The sequence below is a fragment of the Janthinobacterium sp. genome (assembly GCF_009923995.1).
Classification (GTDB): Bacteria; Pseudomonadota; Gammaproteobacteria; order Burkholderiales; family Burkholderiaceae_D; genus Janthinobacterium.
Genome location: NZ_RFSK01000053.1, coordinates 21,575 through 40,696 on the forward strand (window position 1 = coordinate 21,575; position 19,122 = coordinate 40,696).

Sequence of the window (19,122 nt, forward strand, 5' to 3'; positions counted from 1 at the left end):
CTTAGCCGCGCAGCTTGGCGAACGCGGCGGCCATGCTGCCGGCCGGCTCGGGCGCGTTGCGCGACTGCGACTGGTGCTGCGCCATGCTGCGGCGGTCGTTGCGGTCGCCACGCTGTTCCGGCTTGCTGCCCGCCTGCGGCGCGCTGTCCGTCAGGCGCATGGTCAGGGCGATGCGCTTGCGCTTTTCATCGACTTCCAGCACTTTCACGCGCACGACCTGGCCCGCCTTCACCACCGTGTGCGGATCCTTGACGAAGGTGTTCGACAGGGCCGAGATGTGCACGAGGCCATCCTGATGCACGCCGATGTCGACGAAGGCGCCGAAGGCGGCCACGTTGGTGACCACGCCCTCGAGAATCATGTCCGGGCGCAAGTCGCGGATTTCTTCCACGCCTTCCTTGAAGGTGGCCGTCGTGAATTCCGGACGCGGGTCGCGGCCCGGCTTTTCCAGCTCCTTCAAGATGTCGGAAATGGTCGGCACGCCGAAGGTGTCATCCGCGTACTTTGCCGGGCTGAGGGTTTTCAGCAGGGCTGTCTCGCCGATGACGGCCTTGATGTCCTTCTTGATGTCGGCCAAAATCTTTTCCACCAGCGGGTACGATTCCGGGTGGACGGCCGAGGCGTCCAGCGGGTTCTCGCCGCCCATCACGCGCAAAAAGCCCGCTGCCTGTTCGTAGGTCTTGTCGCCCAGGCGCGGCACGGCTTTCAGGGCCGCGCGCGAGGTGAACGCACCCTTCATGTCGCGGTAGGTGACGATGCTTTGCGCCACGCTGGCCGACAGGCCGGAAACGCGCGCCAGCAGGGGCGCCGACGCCGTGTTCACGTCCACGCCCACGGCATTCACGCAATCTTCCACCACGGCATCGAGCGAGCGGGCCAGCTGGCTTTGACTCACGTCATGCTGGTACTGGCCCACGCCGATGGATTTCGGGTCGATTTTCACCAGTTCGGCCAGCGGGTCCTGCAGGCGGCGGGCGATGGAGACGGCGCCGCGCAGGGATACGTCCATGTCCGGCAATTCCTTCGAGGCGAATTCGGACGCCGAATACACTGACGCGCCCGCTTCCGAGACGACGATCTTCGTCATCTTCGCTTCCGGATGCTGCTTGATCAAGTCCTGCGCCAGCTTGTCCGTCTCGCGCGAGGCGGTGCCGTTGCCGATGGAAATGAGCGACACGTTGTGCTTGGCGGCAAGACGACCCAGGGTGTGCAGGGAACCGTCCCAGTCGTTCTTCGGCTGGTGCGGATAGATCACGGCCGTGTCGACCACCTTGCCCGTGGCATCGACGACGGCCACTTTCACGCCCGTGCGCAGGCCGGGGTCCAGGCCCATGGTGGCGCGCTGGCCGGCCGGCGCGGCCAGCAGCAGCGCTTTCAGGTTGGTGGCGAAGACGTTGATGGCGTCCAGTTCCGAGCGTTCGCGCAGCGCGCCCATCAGTTCCGTTTCCAGGTGCATGAAGCTTTTCACGCGCCACGTCCAGCGCGCCGTATCAAGCAACCATTTGTCGGCCGGGCGGCCGAGGCCCTTGATGCCGAAGCGGGCGGCGATGCGGCCTTCGCACGGGTTGTGCGGCGCATCCCATTTCGGTTTTTCCGCTTCCGTGTCCAGGCGCAGGGTGACGTCGAGGATGCCTTCGCGGCGGCCGCGCAGCAGGGCCAGGGCGCGGTGCGATGGCACGGTGGAAATGGTTTCCGAGTAGTCGAAATAATCGGCGAATTTTTCGCCTTCGTCCTGCTTGCCTTCCACCACTTTCGATTCGACGATGCCGTGTTCCTGCACGTATTCGCGCAGGGTCTGCAGCAAGGTTGCGTCTTCCGCGAAACGCTCCATCAGGATCTGGCGCGCGCCGTCGAGGGCTGCCTTGGTATCGGCCACGCCCGGGTTGTTGCCGTCGGCACTAGTAAACGCTTCGCGCAGGAACTTGCCCGCTTCCATTTCCGGCGTCAGTTCCGGATTCTCCAGCAAGCCGTCGGCCAGCGGCATCAGGCCCGCCTCGATGGCGATCTGCGCCTTCGTGCGGCGCTTCTGCTTGTACGGCAGGTACAAATCTTCCAGGCGCGTCTTGTCTTCCGCGTGCATGACGGCGTCGAGCAGCTCGGGCGTCATCTTGTTCTGTTCCGTGATCGAGGCGACGATGGCGGCGCGGCGCTCTTCCAGCTCGCGCAGGTAGCGCAAGCGCTCTTCGAGCAGGCGCAGCTGGATATCGTCGAGGCCGCCGGTCGCTTCCTTGCGGTAACGGGCGATGAAGGGCACGGTGGCGCCTTCGTCGAGCAGTTCGATGGCGGCGGCAACCTGCACGGGTTTGGCGGCAAGTTCAAGGGCAAGGCGTTGTTCGATAGTGGGCAGCATGGTTGTTTCCAGAGCGATCAAGCCTGGAATGATACGCAATCGGCGCGATTGCGCAATCTTGACAGCGCAAATGGACTGTGCGTTGACAACGGCGTCAGCGGGGCGGCAGCAGCGGGCTGGCGGGCGGTGCCGGCGGCGGGCGCTGCGGCGTGACGGATTTGCCAAAGGCATTGCCCATGCGGTGTTCCAGCGCGGCGCGGTTGTACAGGCCCAGCTGGTTCGACGGCCGCTGCAGATTCGTTTCCGCCGTCGACAGGGCGGGCGGCTGCCGGGTGGCGGCATCAGGCGCCGGCAGCAATTTTTCATTCAGGCAAGACATCGATTGCACGCGCCGGCCTGCACCATCGGTGGACATGCAATGGTCGTCCGTTTTCTCCGGCGTGACGATGACGACCTTGTCGGCCGCCTGCGCGCACAGGGCGGCACAGGCCAGCAGGACGGTCAGGAACAGGCGCGCCATGCTGGCTCCCGTAGCGAATGAAGAAGCCGCCAGCGTAGCAAGGCCATGTGTCGCCGTGATGACAGGACCCCGTCCGGGCCTGGGCCGCATGTCATGCAGTTGTCATTTTGTGAAGCTATGATCTTGCCATTCTGCAGGCAACATTGCAGTTAAGACACTTCATATGCAGGTTCTCGTTGATTTCCCTGGAAAATGACACGACCCCACCGCCGCACCGCAACGGGCAATGCCCTGGCCCTGTCCGCCTGCCTGCTGATGACATGGATGGCCTTCGTGTGTCCGGCCGCGTCCGCCATGGATGCCGCGCCGGCGGCGAGCCGGTATTTCGACTTGCCCGCCCAGCCGCTGGACGCGGCTCTGGTGGCGTTTGGCGAAGCGACCGGCTATTCCGTGCTGGTCAGCAGCGAACTGGCGGCGGGGCGCATGGCCGCGCCCGTGCGCGGCGACTACACGCCGGTCGAAGCGCTGCAGCGCCTGCTGGCGGGCACGCAGCTGGGCGTGCGTTTCAGCGGCCGCAATGCGTTTACCCTGCTGGCGCTGGCCGACGATCTTGCGGCGGCACCGGCCGCGCCCGCGCCCCTTCCCGCCGCACCGGGGCTGCCGGCGTATGCGGCCGTGCTGCAGCGCTCGCTCACGCGCGCCCTGTGCCGTTTGCATCCGGACGCCTTCGGCCGCTACCGCCTGGCCTTCCAGCTGTGGCTCGATGAGCGGGGCAGGGTGCGCGACGTGCACGTGCTCGAGCCGAGCGGCGTGGCGCAGCGCGACCGCGCCGTGCTGCAGCGCCTGCGCAGCCTGCTGATGGATGGCGCGCCGCCGGCCGGCCTGCCGCAGCCGCTGACGATCCTCCTCACGCCGCGGCCGGACCCGGCTGCCGACTGCGCGCCGTATCTGTCACTGGCGGGAGCACCCTGACCGTGACGGACGTGCTGAAAGCCACCCTGCGCAAGCTGTTCCTGGAACGCTACGGCCAGTTTCGCCGCCACCTGCAGCGCCGCCTGGGCTCGGAAGACCTGGCCAACGACGCGCTGCATGAAACGTATTTACGAGTGGAAAAGATGAACGCGCCCGAAGCGATCAGCTACCCGTCCGCCTACCTGATGCGTATCGCCATCAACATTGCGGAAGATCAACGCCGTGACAATGCGCGCCTGCTCAGCCTGCCGGACATCGACGAGCTGTACGAGATGGCCGACGAGCTGGCCGACCCGGCCCGCACCTTCAGCGCGCGCGCCGAGATCGAGGAGCTGGAACGGGCCCTGCAGGAGTTGCCGAAGCGCCGGCGCGCCATCGTCATCGCCGCCCGCGTCGACCAGCTGCCGCACCGCGACATCGCCGAGCGCTTCGGCATTTCCGCCCGCACGGTCGAGAAGGAATTGCGCGCCGGCCTGGAACATTGCTGCGCCCGCATGGGGCGTGATTTCATCCAGCGCTTCGGTCCCGGCGCGGGAAAAACGTCTAACCATCATGATTGAACAAGCGGAAGACGACATGGGTGTCATCCAGAAGGAAGCGCAGGCATGGGTCGTGCGCCTGGCCTCGGGCCAGGTCAGCGAGCGCGATGCGCAAGTGTTTCGCCACTGGTGCGCGCGCAGCCGCGCGCATGCGACGGCGTTTGCCGAGGCGCGCGCCGTGTGGGGCGCGATGGCGCCGGCCGCGCGCGCCGTCCGGCGGGCGCAGCAGCCGGTCAACACGGCGCGGCGCGCCTGGCTGGGCGGCGCCGTGGCGGCCTCGCTGGGCTTGCTGGTGCTGCGCCCGCCCACGGACCTGTGGCCGGCCGTGGCGGGCCTGGGCGCCGACTACGCCACGGGCACGGGCGAGCAGCGCGAAGTGGCGCTCGACGGCGGCGTGCTGGTGCAGATGAATACGCAGACGCGCCTGGATGCGGCGCCCCTGCAGGACGGTACGGCGGCGCTGGAGCTGCTGGCCGGCGAGGCGGAATTCCAGGCCGGTCTGCGCGGCCCGGCCCGCCTGCGCGTGCAGGCGGGCGACGGCAGCGTCTCGGCCGCCAGCGCGCGCTTCAATATCCGGCTGTTTGGCCAGGAAGTGTGCGTCACGTGCCTGGCGGGCCGCCTGCGCGTGGTGCAGAACGGCAACGATGCGGAACTGGCTGCCGGCGAGCAGCTGCGCTACCGTCCCGCGCATTTCGGCATCACGCGCACGGTGCGGGCGGGCGAGGTCAGCGCGTGGCGCCAGCGCCTGCTGGTCTTCAAGCAAAGCACCCTGGCCGAGGTGGTGGAGGAAGTGAACCGCTACCGTCCCGGCAAGCTGATCCTCAATGGCGACGCCTTGAAACACACGCGCGTGCAGGCCAGCTTTTCGCTGGACCGCCTCGACGACGTGATCGCCCTGATCCAGGATGCGTATGGCGCGCGCGTGACGCGGCTGCCGGGCGGCATCGTGCTGTTCGGCTAGCGCGGCACGCCGATGGCCTGCCGCCAATTATGACATTTTCATGACCTTTTGCAGTCCCGGACCTTGTTCCCTGTCAATGCTGCTGGAAGCCGCGAATCAGTGCCTGCCGCCCGCCCCGTGCGTGCCGCGCGCCGCCTCGCGATATCGGTCAGCAACGGAACATGAAAAGGGAATGTCGCCATGCAGCGAAGCAAGTCGGTCACGAAACACGCATCCTCCTCCGCCATGGCGGGCAATCGGACCGGTCGCCCGGTGCGCCTGAAACCGCTGGCGCTGGCCATCGCCATGCTGCTGCAGGCGGGCGGTACGCAGGCGCAGCAGCCGTTCAGCGGCGCCTGGTTCGCGGGCAAGGGGGCGCAGCAGGGCACGGCCGCCGCCACGGGACGCTTGCCGAATGGCCAGCCGGCCACCTCGCTGAACAATCCCTTGCTGCAGCAGCAAAAGGCCGAAGGCAAGCTGCAGCAATCGCTGAACAACCTCTTGCAGGCCGCGCGCGGCATCGCCGCCGAGCAAGCGGTACAGGCGGCCGCGCGCCAGGCGGCGCTGGCCGCCGGCGGCGCACCGGACGGCCTCGTCAAGGGCGGTTTGCAGGTCGACAGCAACAGCCTGACGGCGGGCTGGCTCAACGCCCAGGCGCCCGTGCAGACCCAGGCCGACGGCAAGACTGTCGTGAAGGTCGTGCAGACGGATGACAAGGCGATCCTGAACTGGGAAAGCTTTAACGTCGGCAAGAACACCACCTTGCAATTCGACCAGAAATCGAACTGGGCCGTGTTGAACCGCGTGAATGATCCGCTGGCGCGCCCCAGCCAGATCCAGGGACAGATCAAGGCCGACGGCACGGTGATGATCGTCAACCGCAACGGCATCGTGTTTACGGGCAGCAGCCAGGTCGATACGCGCAACCTGGCCGCCGCCGCCATGGGCATGAGCGACAGCCAGTTCAAGAGCGGCCTGTACGGCAAGGCGCAGGGCACGGGCGCCGTGCCGACCTTCGCGAATGACTTGCTGCTGGGGCAGAACACCTACACGCATGGCGCGGCCGAGGCGGACGTCGTCGTCGCCGCCGGCGCGCGCATCGACACGCGCAAGCCGCAGACGGTCACCGAGGGCGGCGGCTACGTGTTGCTGGCCGGCCGCAGCGTCGAGAATGCGGGCGCCATCACCACGCCGAACGGCCAGACGATGCTGGCGGCCGGCGATGCCATCGTCGTGCGCCAGGGCATGGGCACGGATAAGAACCAATATTCGAGCACGCGCGGCAATGAAGTCGGGATGCTGCGCGTGGCCGGCAGCAGCGCCGGCAGCGTCGTCAACAGCGGCCTGATCCAGGCGGCGACGGGCGACATCACGCTCAGCGGCAATAGCGTGCGCCAGGATGGCGTGCTGTTGTCGAGCACGACCGTCAATGGCCGCGGCACGATCCACCTGACGGCGGCGGACGAGAACGCCGGCGTCACCCTGGCGCGCGGCAGCGTCAGCGCCATCCTCATCGAGGACAATGGCGCCACGGCGCTGGACGTGCAGCGCGATACCCTGCTGAAAGACACGGGCAAGGGCACGGACACGCCGCAGGACCGGCGCGACCAGTCGCTGGTGCGCATCGTGTCCGCTGGCAACATCGAGTTCGAGGGCGATTCGCTGACCCTGGCCACGGGCGGCCAGGTGCTGGCCGATGCGGCCCGCCGCAGCCACGTGGCGCGCGGCGCCGCCATCGACGTCTCCGGCGCCGTCGGCGTGAAGGTCGACATGAGCAGCAACAATGTGCTGATCAATGTGCAGGGCAACGAGCAGCGCGACGCGCCGGGCAGCCGCGACGCCAAGTACCTGAACAACAGCGATGTGTGGGTCGACCGCCGCGACCTGGTGCTGGTGCCGGCTGGCACCAACGGCTATGCCACGGACCGCTGGTACACGGCGGGCGGCTTGCTGGAAGTGAGCGGCTACCTCAATACCAGCGGCCACGGCATCGGCGAATGGGCGGCCCAGGGCGGCACCGTCGGCTTTGGCGGCGGCGAAGTGGTGACGCAGGCCGGTTCGCGCATCAACATCGCCGGCGGTTCGCTGGACGTCCAGACGGGCATGGTCAAGCAGACGTGGCTGAAGGGCGCCGATGGCGCGATGTACAAGCTCAGCACGGCCCCTGGCGACAATCTGTACACGGGCCTGTACCGCGGCTATGAAAGCACGCATGCGCGCTGGGGCGCGAACACGACGGAAACCTTTGCCAATGCCTTGATCGGTCCCCGCGACCGCCTGGAAAACGGCTACACGGTGGGCCGCGATGCGGGCCGCCTGATCGTTTCCACGGGCGCGGCCGTGCTGGAAGGCGACATCGACACGTCCGTGTTCCAGGGCGAACGCCAGCAGCGCAAGCGCGACGACGGCGTGGACAGCTACAAGCAGGCGCAGACGTCGGCGGCGCGCGCCGGTCAATTGATCGTCGGCAAAATGACGCCCGTCTTCGATCCGAAGACGGGCCAGTTGCGCGACAGCCCGCAAGCCGTGCTGGAAAAGGTCGAGATCGGCAAGGTGGCCTCCATCGCCGATGGCCAGCTGCTCACTGCGGCCTTGCCGGCCGCGCGCAGCAACACCTTGCAGCTCGATGCGGATTGGCTCAATGGCCTGGAATTGGGCGCACTGAACATCTACGCCTACGACAAGCTCGACGTCAATGCCGACGTGCGCGTGGCCGATGGCGGCGACATCGCCCTGCACGCCACCGACGTGGCGATCAAGGCGAACGTGAGTGCGCGCAGCGGCAGCATTGCCGCCGGCAACATGATTTCGCGCTACCTTGCCACCGGGGGCGCCGTGTGGGCGGACCTGCCCGTGTCGCCGGAAGGGCGTCCCGCGGGCGCGGCCAGCGTGCGCGTGGCGCCCGGCGTGCGTCTCGATGCGCGCGGCCTGTGGAGCAACCTGGAACTGGACCCGGGCGCCAGCGCCGGTTTGCCGTATATCAATGGTGGCAAGGTCAGCCTGAGGAGCTCCGGCGGCATCGAGCTGGCCGGCGGCAGCGTCATCGACGTCTCGTCCGGCGCCGCGCTGATGAGCACTGGCAGCCTGCAGGGCGGCCGCGGCGGCGACATCACCCTGGCCGTCGATCTGCCGCGCGAAAAAGCGCCGACGGGCGCCTTGCTCAAGCTCGACGGCGAGCTGCGCGGCCATGGCGTGAAGGGCGGCGGCCGTCTGACGATCGATAGCGGCACGGCCGTGAGCATCGGCGGCAAGCTGCTCGACGGCGACGTGTTGCCTGCGGGAAGCAGCGCCCCCGTCGGCTTGCGCCTCGTCGACGAATTCCTGATCGCCAAGGGCGAGAAGATCCCCTTCGATTTCGCGCTCAGCACCAGCCTGATCAAGCCGGGCCAGACCCTGAGCCAAGCCGTGACGGTGGATGTGTCGGCGCAGAAACCGCTGGTCCTGGGGGCCAGCATGGTGGTGCCGCAGGGCGCGCAGGTCGTCGTCAATGGTGCGATCTATCTGGGCAGCGGCGCCATCGTTCCCGCCGGCAGCGTGTTGACGTCGATTAACGGTTTGAATGCGGGCTTCGTGGTTTCGGCGGCGGCCTTTCCGAACGGCTTGCCCATCCAGCCGATGACGACGCGGTATGCGGCTGGCAGCATCGCTGCCGAAGCGCTGGCCGCGCCCCGTGGCCAGCTGCTGCCGACCGGTGTCGCGCTGGGGCGCGACGTTGCCGTGCAGCCCATGCTGGCGCTGGACGCCAGCCTGTTCCAGAGCGGCTTTGCCGACTACGCCGTCACGGGCCGCGACGGCGTCGTGGTGGCCAAGAATGCGCAGATCGACGTGCGGATGCCCGTGCTGCGCTTCAACCCCGCCACCGGCCACACGGTGGCGGGCGGCACGGATCCAGGGGCCGCGCTGGAAGTGTGGACGCCGCCGCTGTACCAGGAAGATGCGCGCAAGGGCCGCCTGACGCAGCGCGCCGGCGCCGACCTGACGCTGACGGCGGGCAGCCCGTACGTGAAGGGCGGCCTGGCGGTGGCCGAGGGCGCCGTCGTGACGGTCGATCCGGGCCGCCAGATCAGCTTGACGGGCAATGGCCAGGTCAGCATCGATGGCCGCCTCGAGGCCTGGGGCGGCAAGATCGCCGTGCTGCCGGGCACGTTTGGCACGGGCAACGATGTGGATGTGCCGAACGGCAAGGGACAGGCCACGTCGATCTGGATCGGCGAACACGCCGTGCTCGACGTCGCGGGCCGCGCCACCGTCGCCACCGACATGCGCGGCGGCCGCTATGGCCGCGCCGACAAGGGGGGCAGCATCGAAATCGGCGCCCGCTACAAGGCCGACGCCGCCAGCGTCGATGCGGCCGATGCCTTTGTCGTCGTGCGCCCGGGCGCACTGCTCGACGCCAGCGGCGCGGCAGCCACGCTGGACTTGCCGAACCAGGGCGCCGTCAACGTGGCCGGCAGCGGCGGCTTGATTTCGCTCAGTTCCTACAACGGCATCTTTGCCGATGGCACCATGCGCGCGGCGGCCGGTGGCGCGGGGGCGGCCGGCGGCACCCTGGCGCTGGCGCTGGACACGCCCAACTATGGCCAGGTGGACCGCCAGACGCTGGAAGGCGCGGGCGTCGACAATGCGGTGCGGGTGCCGCGTGAATTCGTGCTGGCGCAAGTGCAGGGCGACAGCGTGCTGCCGGCCGATTTGCGCGCCGGCCAGCAGGATGAAGCCTTGCGCTACGGCAGTGCACGCCTGGGCGCCGACCGCGTGCAGGCCGGCGGCTTCGATAACCTGGCCATGCACGTGAACGGCATGCTCAGCGTGGATGGCGACGTCAACCTGGCGCTGGGCCAGAGCCTGCGCCTGAGCGCCACGTCGCTGGGCCTGGCGCAGCCGCCGCAGCAGCCGGATATGGATGGCCAGGAAAAGGACGGCCAGGAAAAGCGGCCAAGCCTGGCCAGCCAGGTGCACCTGGCGGCGCCGTATGTGCGCCTGGGAACGGCCGCACGCGCGCAGAAGGACAATTTCATCGTGCCCAATGCCGTGAAAGGGTCGAAAAACTCGGGCAAGGGACGCGGCATGCTGGGCGTGCCGCTGGTGGCCGACGGCTCCCTGCTGCAGATCGATGCGGGCATGCTCGATCTCGCGGGCGAGGTCAACATGGGCACGCGGGGCGAGATCGTGCAAAGCAGCGGCAAGCCGCTGGCCGTGGAACGCGATGCCTTCGAACAGCTGACCCTCAACAGCCGTGGCGACTTGCGCATGTCGAACAACGCCGCCCTGTACCAGCCGGGCAATGCCACCCTGGTGGCCGCGCAGATCTACCCGGCCACGGGCGACAGCGGCACGGTCACCGTGGGCCAGAGCAGCCGGGTCGACGAATACGGCATCGTGCGCGTCACGCTCGATCCCTTGCGCACGCTCAATATCGAGCGCAGCGCCGGCAGCGCCACGCCGAACCAGCCGTTTTCCGTCTTTGGCAGCCTGAACCTGGTTGCGCCCACCATCAACCAGCGCGGCGTGCTGCGCGCGCCGCTGGGCCAGATCACCCTGGGCGCCGAAGGCTATGAAGCCTATACGGACCGTGTCAACCTGTTGCCGGGCAGCCTGACTTCCGTCAGCGCGAAAGGCTTGACGATGCCGTACGGCGGCACGCTCGATGGCCTCAGCTACCTGTATGACGGCAACGACGTCGTGTTCAAGGGCGTGGGCAACGGCCCCGAGATCGCCTTGACGGGCGCCGCAGTCGACGTGCAAGCCGGCGCCGTGCTCGACCTGTCGGGCGGCGGCACCTTGACGGGCGCGGCCTTCCTGGCAGGACGGGGCGGCTCCACCGATGCGCGCCTCAATCCGCTGGTGCAGATGAAGCCGAATGGCGGCTTCACCTTGCCCGGCCTGAATACCAACCCCGTGTACGCCATCATTCCCGGCGTCCAGCCGGACGTGGCACCTTTGACGGCCGAGCAGGGCGCGGGCATGCCTGCCGTGGGACGCCAGATCACCATCGGCGCGGGCGTACCCGGCCTGGCGGCCGGTACCTACACCTTGCTGCCATCGAATTTCGCCTTGCTGCCTGGCGCTTTCCGTGTGGAATTGAATGGCCTGGCCGGCGCCGTCGAGGCGGGCGGCACGGTGGCCATGCGCAATGGCTCGTATGCCACGGCGGCGCAGACGGGCATCGCCGGCACGGCCATCCGCGACGCCGTGCCCGGCCAGGCCATCCTGACCCCGGCCGACGTGCTGCGCAGCTATTCGCAATACAATGAAACAGGCTATGCGGCCTTTGCCATGGCGCAAGCCACGCGCGACGGCGTGCCGCGCGCCATGCTCGAACGCGACGCCAAGGCCTTGCGACTGCAGCTGATCGCCCCGTCCCTGCACGGCGTCGAGAATAACCACACGCCATTGATGATGGATGGCAGCGCCCTGTACACGCCTGCCGAGGGCGGCTTTGGCGGTTCCCTGCTGCTGGGGACGGGGTCGCATGCGTCGACCCGCTACGAAGTGCTGGCCGACGGCACGGCGCCGCTGGCGGACTTCGATGGCGTGTCCGTGCACGCCTCGCAAATCAATGCCTTCGGCGCCCAGCGCGTGGGCATCGGCGGCTTGCCGCGCGTCACCTACAGCGATTTCGCCACGGGCAGCAACCAGCGCGCCAACATCGCCGCCATCAATGAGTCGGCGGGCGGCATCGTGCTGCGCGACGGCGCCGTACTGAAGGCGGCCGAAGTGTTCCTGGTGACGTCGAAAAAAGACGACGGCATCATCCTCGAGCAGGGTTCCGGCATCAATACGCTGGGCCGCGGCAAGGCGGCCTGGGACTCGCGCGACGGCTATGTGTACCAGCCGATGGGCAGCGTGCTGGCCGTCTCGAACGGCTGGCTGGACATGCTGCCGGCCGCAGTGCCGCCGTCCGAATCGTATGGCCCCGGCATCATCGATATCGGCGCCTGCAGGAAGGCGGGCGGCGCCTGCGGCGGCAGCACCGCGCTGTACTCCGAGGGCACCATCGCGGCCGTGACGGAGCGCGCGTTTACCCTGCGCGACAACGTGCGCTACGGTACGCGCAACCTGCAGCTGGCGATGGGCGCGATCAATATCGGCAGCGAAGCCGCGCTGGCGGACGCCAGCGCCCGCGGTGCCTTGCCGGATGGCCTGGCGCTGAACCAGGGCGTGCTCGACCGCCTGCTGCGCGGCGATACCAGCACGGGCGCACCGGCACTGGAAAGCCTGGGCTTGACGGCGCGCAATTCCTTCAATTTCTATGACTCGACGCAGTTGTCGACCATCGATGCGGCCACGGGCAAGTCGTCGCTGTCGCGCCTGGTGCTCAATACGCCCGCCATCTATGGCTATGGCGGCGCCGACGCGCTGGCGCGCATCCACACGGACACCCTGGTGTGGCAAGGCGCGACGAACGCACCCGGCGCCGTGGTTGCCGATGGCCCCGGCACCGGCAGCGGCCGCCTGCAGGTCGATGCCAAGCGCATCGAGTTCGGCTTTACGCCGGACAGCCGTCCCGACACCATCCACAATCTGGACCGCTTGATACTGGGCTTCGGCCAGGTGGCGCTTAATGCCAGCGAGCAAGTCACCGCCAACAACAAGGGCAGCCTGTCCGTCTACCAGTCGCAGGGCGCGTGGGATACGGCCATCAATGGCTACCGCTACAGCGGTGGCGACGTCGTGATCAACACGCCCCTGCTGACGGGCGCGGCCGGTTCCGTCAACCGCATCACGGCGGGCGGCAACCTGACGGTGAGCGCGCCGGCAGGTGCGGCCGCCGCCACGCCGACGAATGCGGCGCTGGCCGGCGCCCTGGGCGCCGAAGTGGCGCTGAGCGGCAACAATGTCAGCGTGGATACGTCGGTGGTTTTGCCAAGCGGAAAATTGGCCCTGTCGGCCGAGCGCGATGTGCTGCTGGGCGACAAGGCCAAGCTGGACCTGGCGGGACGCAAGATCGATTTCTACGACACCAGCAAGTACAGCTGGGGCGGCGACGTGATCCTCGACAGCCGCGAGGGCGATGTGCGCCAGGCGGCCGCTTCCGTGATCGACCTGTCGGCCGTGAACAACCGCGCCGGCAAGCTGAGCGTGATCGCCACGGGCGAGGCGGCCGGCACGGCCGACTTGCGCGGCAGCCTGCTGGGCGGCGCCAGCGGCAGCTATGACGCGGGCGGCACCCAGGTAGCCTATGCGGCCGGCGGCGCGGAAATCCGCGCCCAGCGGATCGGCGACTTCGCCGGCCTGAACCAGCGCTTGAACACGGGCAAGGTGTTCGGCAGCCGCAGCTTCCAGCTCAAGCAGGGCGACCTGGCCATCGGCGACGAGGTCAAGGCGCGCGAAGTGAGCGTGTCCGTCGATGGCGGCGCGCTGACGGTGAACGGCCGCATCGACGCCAGCGGCGAACAGGTGGGCAGCATCCGCCTGGCCGGCCGCGACGGCGTCACCATCAAGTCTGGCGCCGTACTCGACGCGCATGGCACGGTGCTGCGCACGGACAGCTACGGGCAAGTGATCGAGGCGCCGAACCGCGCCGTGATCGAACTGGCGTCGCCTGGCGGACGCCTGACCCTGGAAAACGGCGCGCGGCTCGACCTGCGCAGCGGAGACAAGGGCGGCAATTACGGCAGCATCGACCTGAACGCGCGCCGCCTGGGCGGCGCCACGGGCGACGATATCGATATCGATGCGGCCGGCGCCTTGAACATCGCGGGCGCGCGCAACATCAACGTCAACGCCTTCTGGCAATACAAGGATGCCCCGGCGGGTAACGACAAGGATGCGGACGGCCGCAACTACCAGAGCATTACCCAGGCTTACCTGGACGGGAAGCATGCGGACAGCCAGGCCTTCATGGTCAATGCGCTGGCGAACGGCAACTTGATGAACAACAAACTGCGCGGCTTGCGCGGCGATGCGAACGCCTTCCACCTGCGCCCCGGCGTCGAAATCGTCAGTGCCACGCCGGGCGGCGACCTGTATATCGATGGCGACATCGACCTGTCCGGCCACCGCTACGACGGCGTCAATCCGCTGGCGCGCCTGAGCGGCGTGTACGGCTCGGGCGAGGCGGGCGCGCTGGTCGTGCGCGCCGGTGGCAAGCTCAGCGTCTTCGGCAGCATCACGGATGGTTTCGATACGCGCACCTTGCCCGTCACGTCGGACGACCAGGGCTGGCAACTGGTGAAGGGCCGTTTGCCGTGGGGCGGCGATGTCGTCGTGCCGCAAGGGGGCCTGGTGACCCTGGCCGAAGACACGTATTTCAAATCGGGCACGAGCCTCAATTTCGCCGTGCCGATGAAGGCGATGCAATTGCGCGGCGGCACTTTGCTGGCGGTGCGCGCCACCTTGACGGCGGAGCTGAACTTGCCGGCCGGTAGCGTGCTGGGCGGCGCCGTGCGCAACGCCGATGGCAGCGTGCTGTACGCGGCCGGCACGGTCTTGCAGAAGGCGCTGACCTTATCGAGCGGCATGCAGCTCGATCCCGGCCTGCGCCTGCCTGGCGCGGCCAGGGTGGCGGCCATGGTGTGGCCCGCGAATGTGGCCTTGCCCTTCCCGGAAGGCAAGCCGTGGGATGTGGGCGATGGATGGAATCCCGTCAACGGCGTGGTGCTGGCCACCGCGCTGGCGCTGGACAAGGGCAGCGTGCTGCCCGCCGGCACCGTGGTCAAGCTGCCTGGCGACGCGACCATGGTGGCGCTGCGCAGCGAGGATGGCAGCGGCAGCCAGGGCCGCAACCTGGCGCTGGCGCCCATGCTGGCCCAGGGTTCGCAAGCGTGGTCACTGCGCCTGGTGGGCGGCGCCGATACGGCCGCGGCCGACACGCGTGCGCTGCGGCCGCATGCGAAGGACGCCCATCTGATGCTGGCCGATACGCATTACGGCATGGTCCCTGCCCGCGAATTGGTTCCAGGCACCGGCTTGCCCGGACAATACATCTGGGGCGACGATGCCGGCCTGTTTGGCCAGGAACCGGGCACGCCGATCAACCTGGATGACTTTGGCAGCGAAGAAGTGCTGCTTGGCTTCAATGAATATGGCGCAATCGTGGTCAAGGTTGCCGATGGCACACCGCCCGAATACGTGGACGTGATTGCGCCGGCGCGCCAGCCCCTGTTCAGCGTGCTGCGTACGGGCACGGGCGACCTCGACCTGCTGGCCGCCGGCGATTTCGACATGCGTTCGCTGTACGGCGTCTACACGGCGGGCACGCAGTCGGCTTCGCCGCTGGTCGATGGCAAGGATCTGTTCAACCTGCCCCGCGGCGTCAGTGCCAAGGGCCAGTTGCTCGGCGCCCTGGACAACCAGCTGACGCGTTTCGTCGATGGGGGCAGCGAGAGCCTGTACCGCGCCTGGTATCCTGAGCACGGCGGCAACCTGCTGCTGCGCGCCCAGGGCGACGTCAAGGGCGACACCGTGGGCACCGCCACGCAGCGCCGCGAGGACGCCATCGGCGCCCTGAGCCGGCAGCAGGATACCAGCGACATCGGCACCTGGCTGTGGCGCCAGGGCAGCGGCAGCACGGGCGCGGGCGTGCCGACGGCATGGTGGATCAATTTCGGCACCTATGTCGCGCGTCCCGACGGCAGCGAGCTGTTTGCCGGCCAGCCGGCCGTGTCGGGCTTTACGGGCATCGGCACCCTGGGCGGCGGCAATGTGCTGCTGCAGGCGGGCGGCGATGCCGGCATGCTGACCTCGCGCACCGATCCGGGCGGCGAGTACGCACCGCGCAGCCAGGGCCTGAACGTGGCCGTGGGCAGCACGGGCAGGGTGACGCCGGACGGCAAGCTGCTGCTGACGGGCGGCGGCGACCTCGACATCCGCATCGGCGGCGGGCTCAACCCTGTTGCCGAGGTGCGCAGTTTCGACCGCAACAGCGATGCCCAGAATGTCGATACGCGCTACGAGCGCCAGTCTCTCACGCTCAACAGCACCTTCACGAACCTGCGCGGCGCGCTGCGCATGGAGGCGGGCGCCGTGGGCGGCGTCGAGCTGCGTTTCGACCGCGCCGATCCGAAGGAATCGCGGCCGTATGAAACCTATACGGCGGGCACGGCGATTGCCAGTGGCGGACCGATCCTGGTGCCGGGCGACAGCGGCGTGCGCATCGATGCGCGTGGCGACCTGGTGCTGGGCGGCACGGCCGATGCGGGCCGCGTGAAGCAGCTGGGCAATGGCTCGCCGTTCAACTACCAGGGCGTCGAGCGCGCCGGCGAGGGCTGGAGCTGGTTCTCGCTGTGGACGCCGGCCACCGCCATCGACCTGTTCAGCGCCGGCGGCAACCTGACGCCGACGTCCGCCTGGATCCGATCGGCGACGGGCGACAACCATGCGCCCTCGGACGGACGATTCGTCATGCCGTCCGTGCTGCGCGCCGTGGCTGCCAGCGGCAGCTTGTATTACGGCAATGCCAGCCTGGGCAGGTTGGGCGAGGGCGGCAAGGTCGACATGCCGCAAAACGGCGTGATCCTGGCGCCGTCGCCGGTGGCGCCGCAATTCGTCAAGACGGGCACGGGCCAGCTGGAAATGCTGGCCGCCGATTCCATCCATGCGGCCGGCTATCCCATCACGCCATCGGGCGCTGATCCGCGCCTCTTGCCGAACCCGTTCAATCCGGGCTTCGTCGGGGCGCTGGACAAGGTCTGGTTCGGCCTGCTGCCCTTGCATAACGTCAGCACGAACGCGCTGGCGCCTTCGCCGCTGAAGTCGTTTGCGGGGAATGCTAATGGTGCCGGCGTGGAGGCACAGACCTATCCGCTGTTCAGCATGACGGCACCGACGGTGTCGGACTATGTGCCCGTGGGCCAGCTGCCTGCGCATTTCTATGCCAACAGCGGCGACATCGTCGGCCTGCGCACGGGCGGCATCGTGTACCGGGCCACGCTGAGGGGAGACGTGGGTCCGCTGGGCGTGTGGTACGAGGGCGGCGGCGCCGTGGCCGTGCGCGCCGGGCGCGACATCGTCAATTCGGGCACGCCGCTCGGCAGCGTCGAAGACGTGCCGGACGGCGCGGCCGGATGGACCAGCCAGGGCTTTGTCGGCCGGCCGGACTATCCAGACAAGCCGGTCGTCACCGGCAGCTCGTCGGCGCGCGGCAATCTGTTCGTGCACCGCCGTGCCGATGACGTCTCCGTCGTCAGCGCCGGGCGCGATATCCGCTACAGCACCTTCTATGTGGCGGGTCCCGGCCAGCTGGACGTGAGCGCCGGGCGCGACCTGTACATGGCCGACAAGGCGGAATTGCGCAGTCTCGGTTCTATCGTCGGCACCGGTTCCGGCGAGCGCGGCAACGGCGCCGGCATCAGCGTGGCCGCCGGCGTGGGCCGCAATGGCCCCGACTATGCGGCCTTCGCGGCGCGTTACCTGGACCCGGCCAAGCTGGCCGACCCGGGCCGCCCGCTGGCCGACCAGGCCGGCAGCGCCGTGTACGTCTACGGCGGCAAGCTGACCCTGGCCGACTGGCTGCGCGGCCAGTTCGGCTACGGCGGCGACGAGGCGGGCGCTTCCGCCTTCCTCGGCACGAAACAGGCGGAACTGGAAAAGGCCGGCGCGCAAACGGGCGGCGTGCGGCGCGACCTGGCGCGCGAATACGCGCTGGTCAGCCAGTTGCACCTGGTGAACTGGCTGACGACGCGCTTCGGCGGCGACAGCGGCCTGGGCATCCGCTACGACCCGGCCACCGATGCGCGCAGCTTCTTTGCCGCCTTGCCGAAGGAACAGCAGCAGGTGTACCTGAGCAATGTCTACTTTGCCGAACTGAAGGCGGCCGGGCGCGAATACAACGATCCGGACGGCATGCGCCGCGGCAGCTACCTGCGCGGCCGCGAAGCCATCGCCACCCTGTTCCCCTCCCAGGACAAGGCGGGCAAGAAGATCGAGTACAAGGGCGACCTGACGATGTTCAGCAGCGCGCTGTACACGGTCAACGACTACGCAGGCATCTATACCAAGCGGCCGGTCGCGGGCGTGCGCTACCTGAGTCCGCAGGAGTGGGCCGAGGCGGGCCGTCCGGCCGTCAACGTGCCGCACGTGATCGTCAACGATGCCGGCATCCACACGGATTTCGGCGGCGACATCGGCATCATGGTGCCGGGCGGGCGCGCGCTGATCGGCGTCGATGGCGGCTATGCGCCGGGCGAAGGCTCGGGCGTGCTGACGCAGGGGGCGGGCGAGATCCAGATGTATGCGAAAGACAGCATCCTGCTGGGCCAGAGCCGCATCTTCACCACCTTCGGCGGCAACATCCTGGCCTGGTCGGCCACGGGCGACATCAATGCGGGCCGCGGCACCAAGTCCACCGTCGTCTACACGCCGCAGCGCCGCCTCTACGACAGCATCGGCCTGGTCAGCCTGTCGCCGAGTACGCCAAGCACGGGCGCCGGCATCGCCACCCTGAACCCGATCCCGGAGGTGCCGCCCGGCGACATCGACCTGATCGCCCCGCTGGGCACCATCGACGCGGGCGAGGCGGGCATCCGCGTGTCGGGCAACGTCAACCTGGCGGCCTTGCAGGTGGTGAACGCGGAAAACATCCAGGTGCAGGGCAAGTCCACGGGTATGCCCGTGATCGCCTCGGTGAACGTGGGGGCGCTCAGCAACGCCAGCGCGGCCGCCACGCAGGCCGTGACGGCGGCGCAGGACGTGCTGCAGCGCGAACGGGCCGCCACGCGCCAGGCGCAGCCGTCGCTGTTCACCGTGAAGGTGCTGGGCTTTGGCAACGAGCAGGCGGACGAGGGCGGCCTGGGCAAGCACACGGGCGGCGAGCCGCAGGCGTCCAGCTACCAGCCGGCCGGCGTGGTGCAGGTGCTGGGCGCGGGGCCGTTGACGGCGCCGCAGCTGCAGGCGCTCACGCCGAACGAGCGGCGCGGTTTGCAGCCTTGAGCGGAGTTTTATGAACATTTGATGACATTCGGCAGTCGCCGCGCGCGGCGAC

The 19,122-nt window shown here is 68.5% G+C and carries 6 protein-coding genes; 4 read left to right on the top strand and 2 right to left on the bottom strand.

From position 1 onward, the window contains the following. Position 1: 1 nt before the first annotated feature. Positions 2-2,350, bottom strand: a complete 2,349-nt coding sequence (locus EBS11_RS21810) for a Tex family protein (RefSeq protein ID WP_290606323.1) — start codon at positions 2,348-2,350, stop codon at positions 2-4. Positions 2,351-2,444: 94 nt separating this feature from the next. Beyond that, positions 2,445-2,810 (bottom strand): hypothetical protein, encoded by a 366-nt coding sequence (locus tag EBS11_RS21815; RefSeq protein WP_290606324.1) that lies wholly within the window; start codon positions 2,808-2,810, stop codon positions 2,445-2,447. A gap of 192 nt (positions 2,811-3,002) precedes the next feature. Here EBS11_RS21815 and EBS11_RS21820 point away from each other — a divergent pair, with 192 nt between their 5' ends. From EBS11_RS21820 to EBS11_RS21835, 4 genes are all read left to right on the top strand, one after another. Next, a complete protein-coding gene (locus EBS11_RS21820; protein ID WP_290606325.1) occupies positions 3,003-3,722 on the top strand; it encodes a secretin and TonB N-terminal domain-containing protein in 720 nt (239 codons plus the stop codon). A gap of 2 nt (positions 3,723-3,724) precedes the next feature. Then, positions 3,725-4,282 (top strand): RNA polymerase sigma factor, encoded by a 558-nt coding sequence (locus EBS11_RS21825; RefSeq protein ID WP_290606326.1) that lies wholly within the window; start codon positions 3,725-3,727, stop codon positions 4,280-4,282. Continuing rightward, positions 4,275-5,222 (top strand): FecR domain-containing protein, encoded by a 948-nt coding sequence (locus EBS11_RS21830; protein WP_290606327.1) that lies wholly within the window; start codon positions 4,275-4,277, stop codon positions 5,220-5,222. The genes EBS11_RS21825 and EBS11_RS21830 overlap by 8 nt, the downstream gene beginning before the upstream one ends. Before the next feature lie 180 nt (positions 5,223-5,402). Further along, entirely contained in the window at positions 5,403-19,070 is a 13,668-nt protein-coding gene (locus tag EBS11_RS21835) for a filamentous haemagglutinin family protein (protein WP_290606328.1), read from the top strand. Positions 19,071-19,122 lie beyond the last annotated feature (52 nt).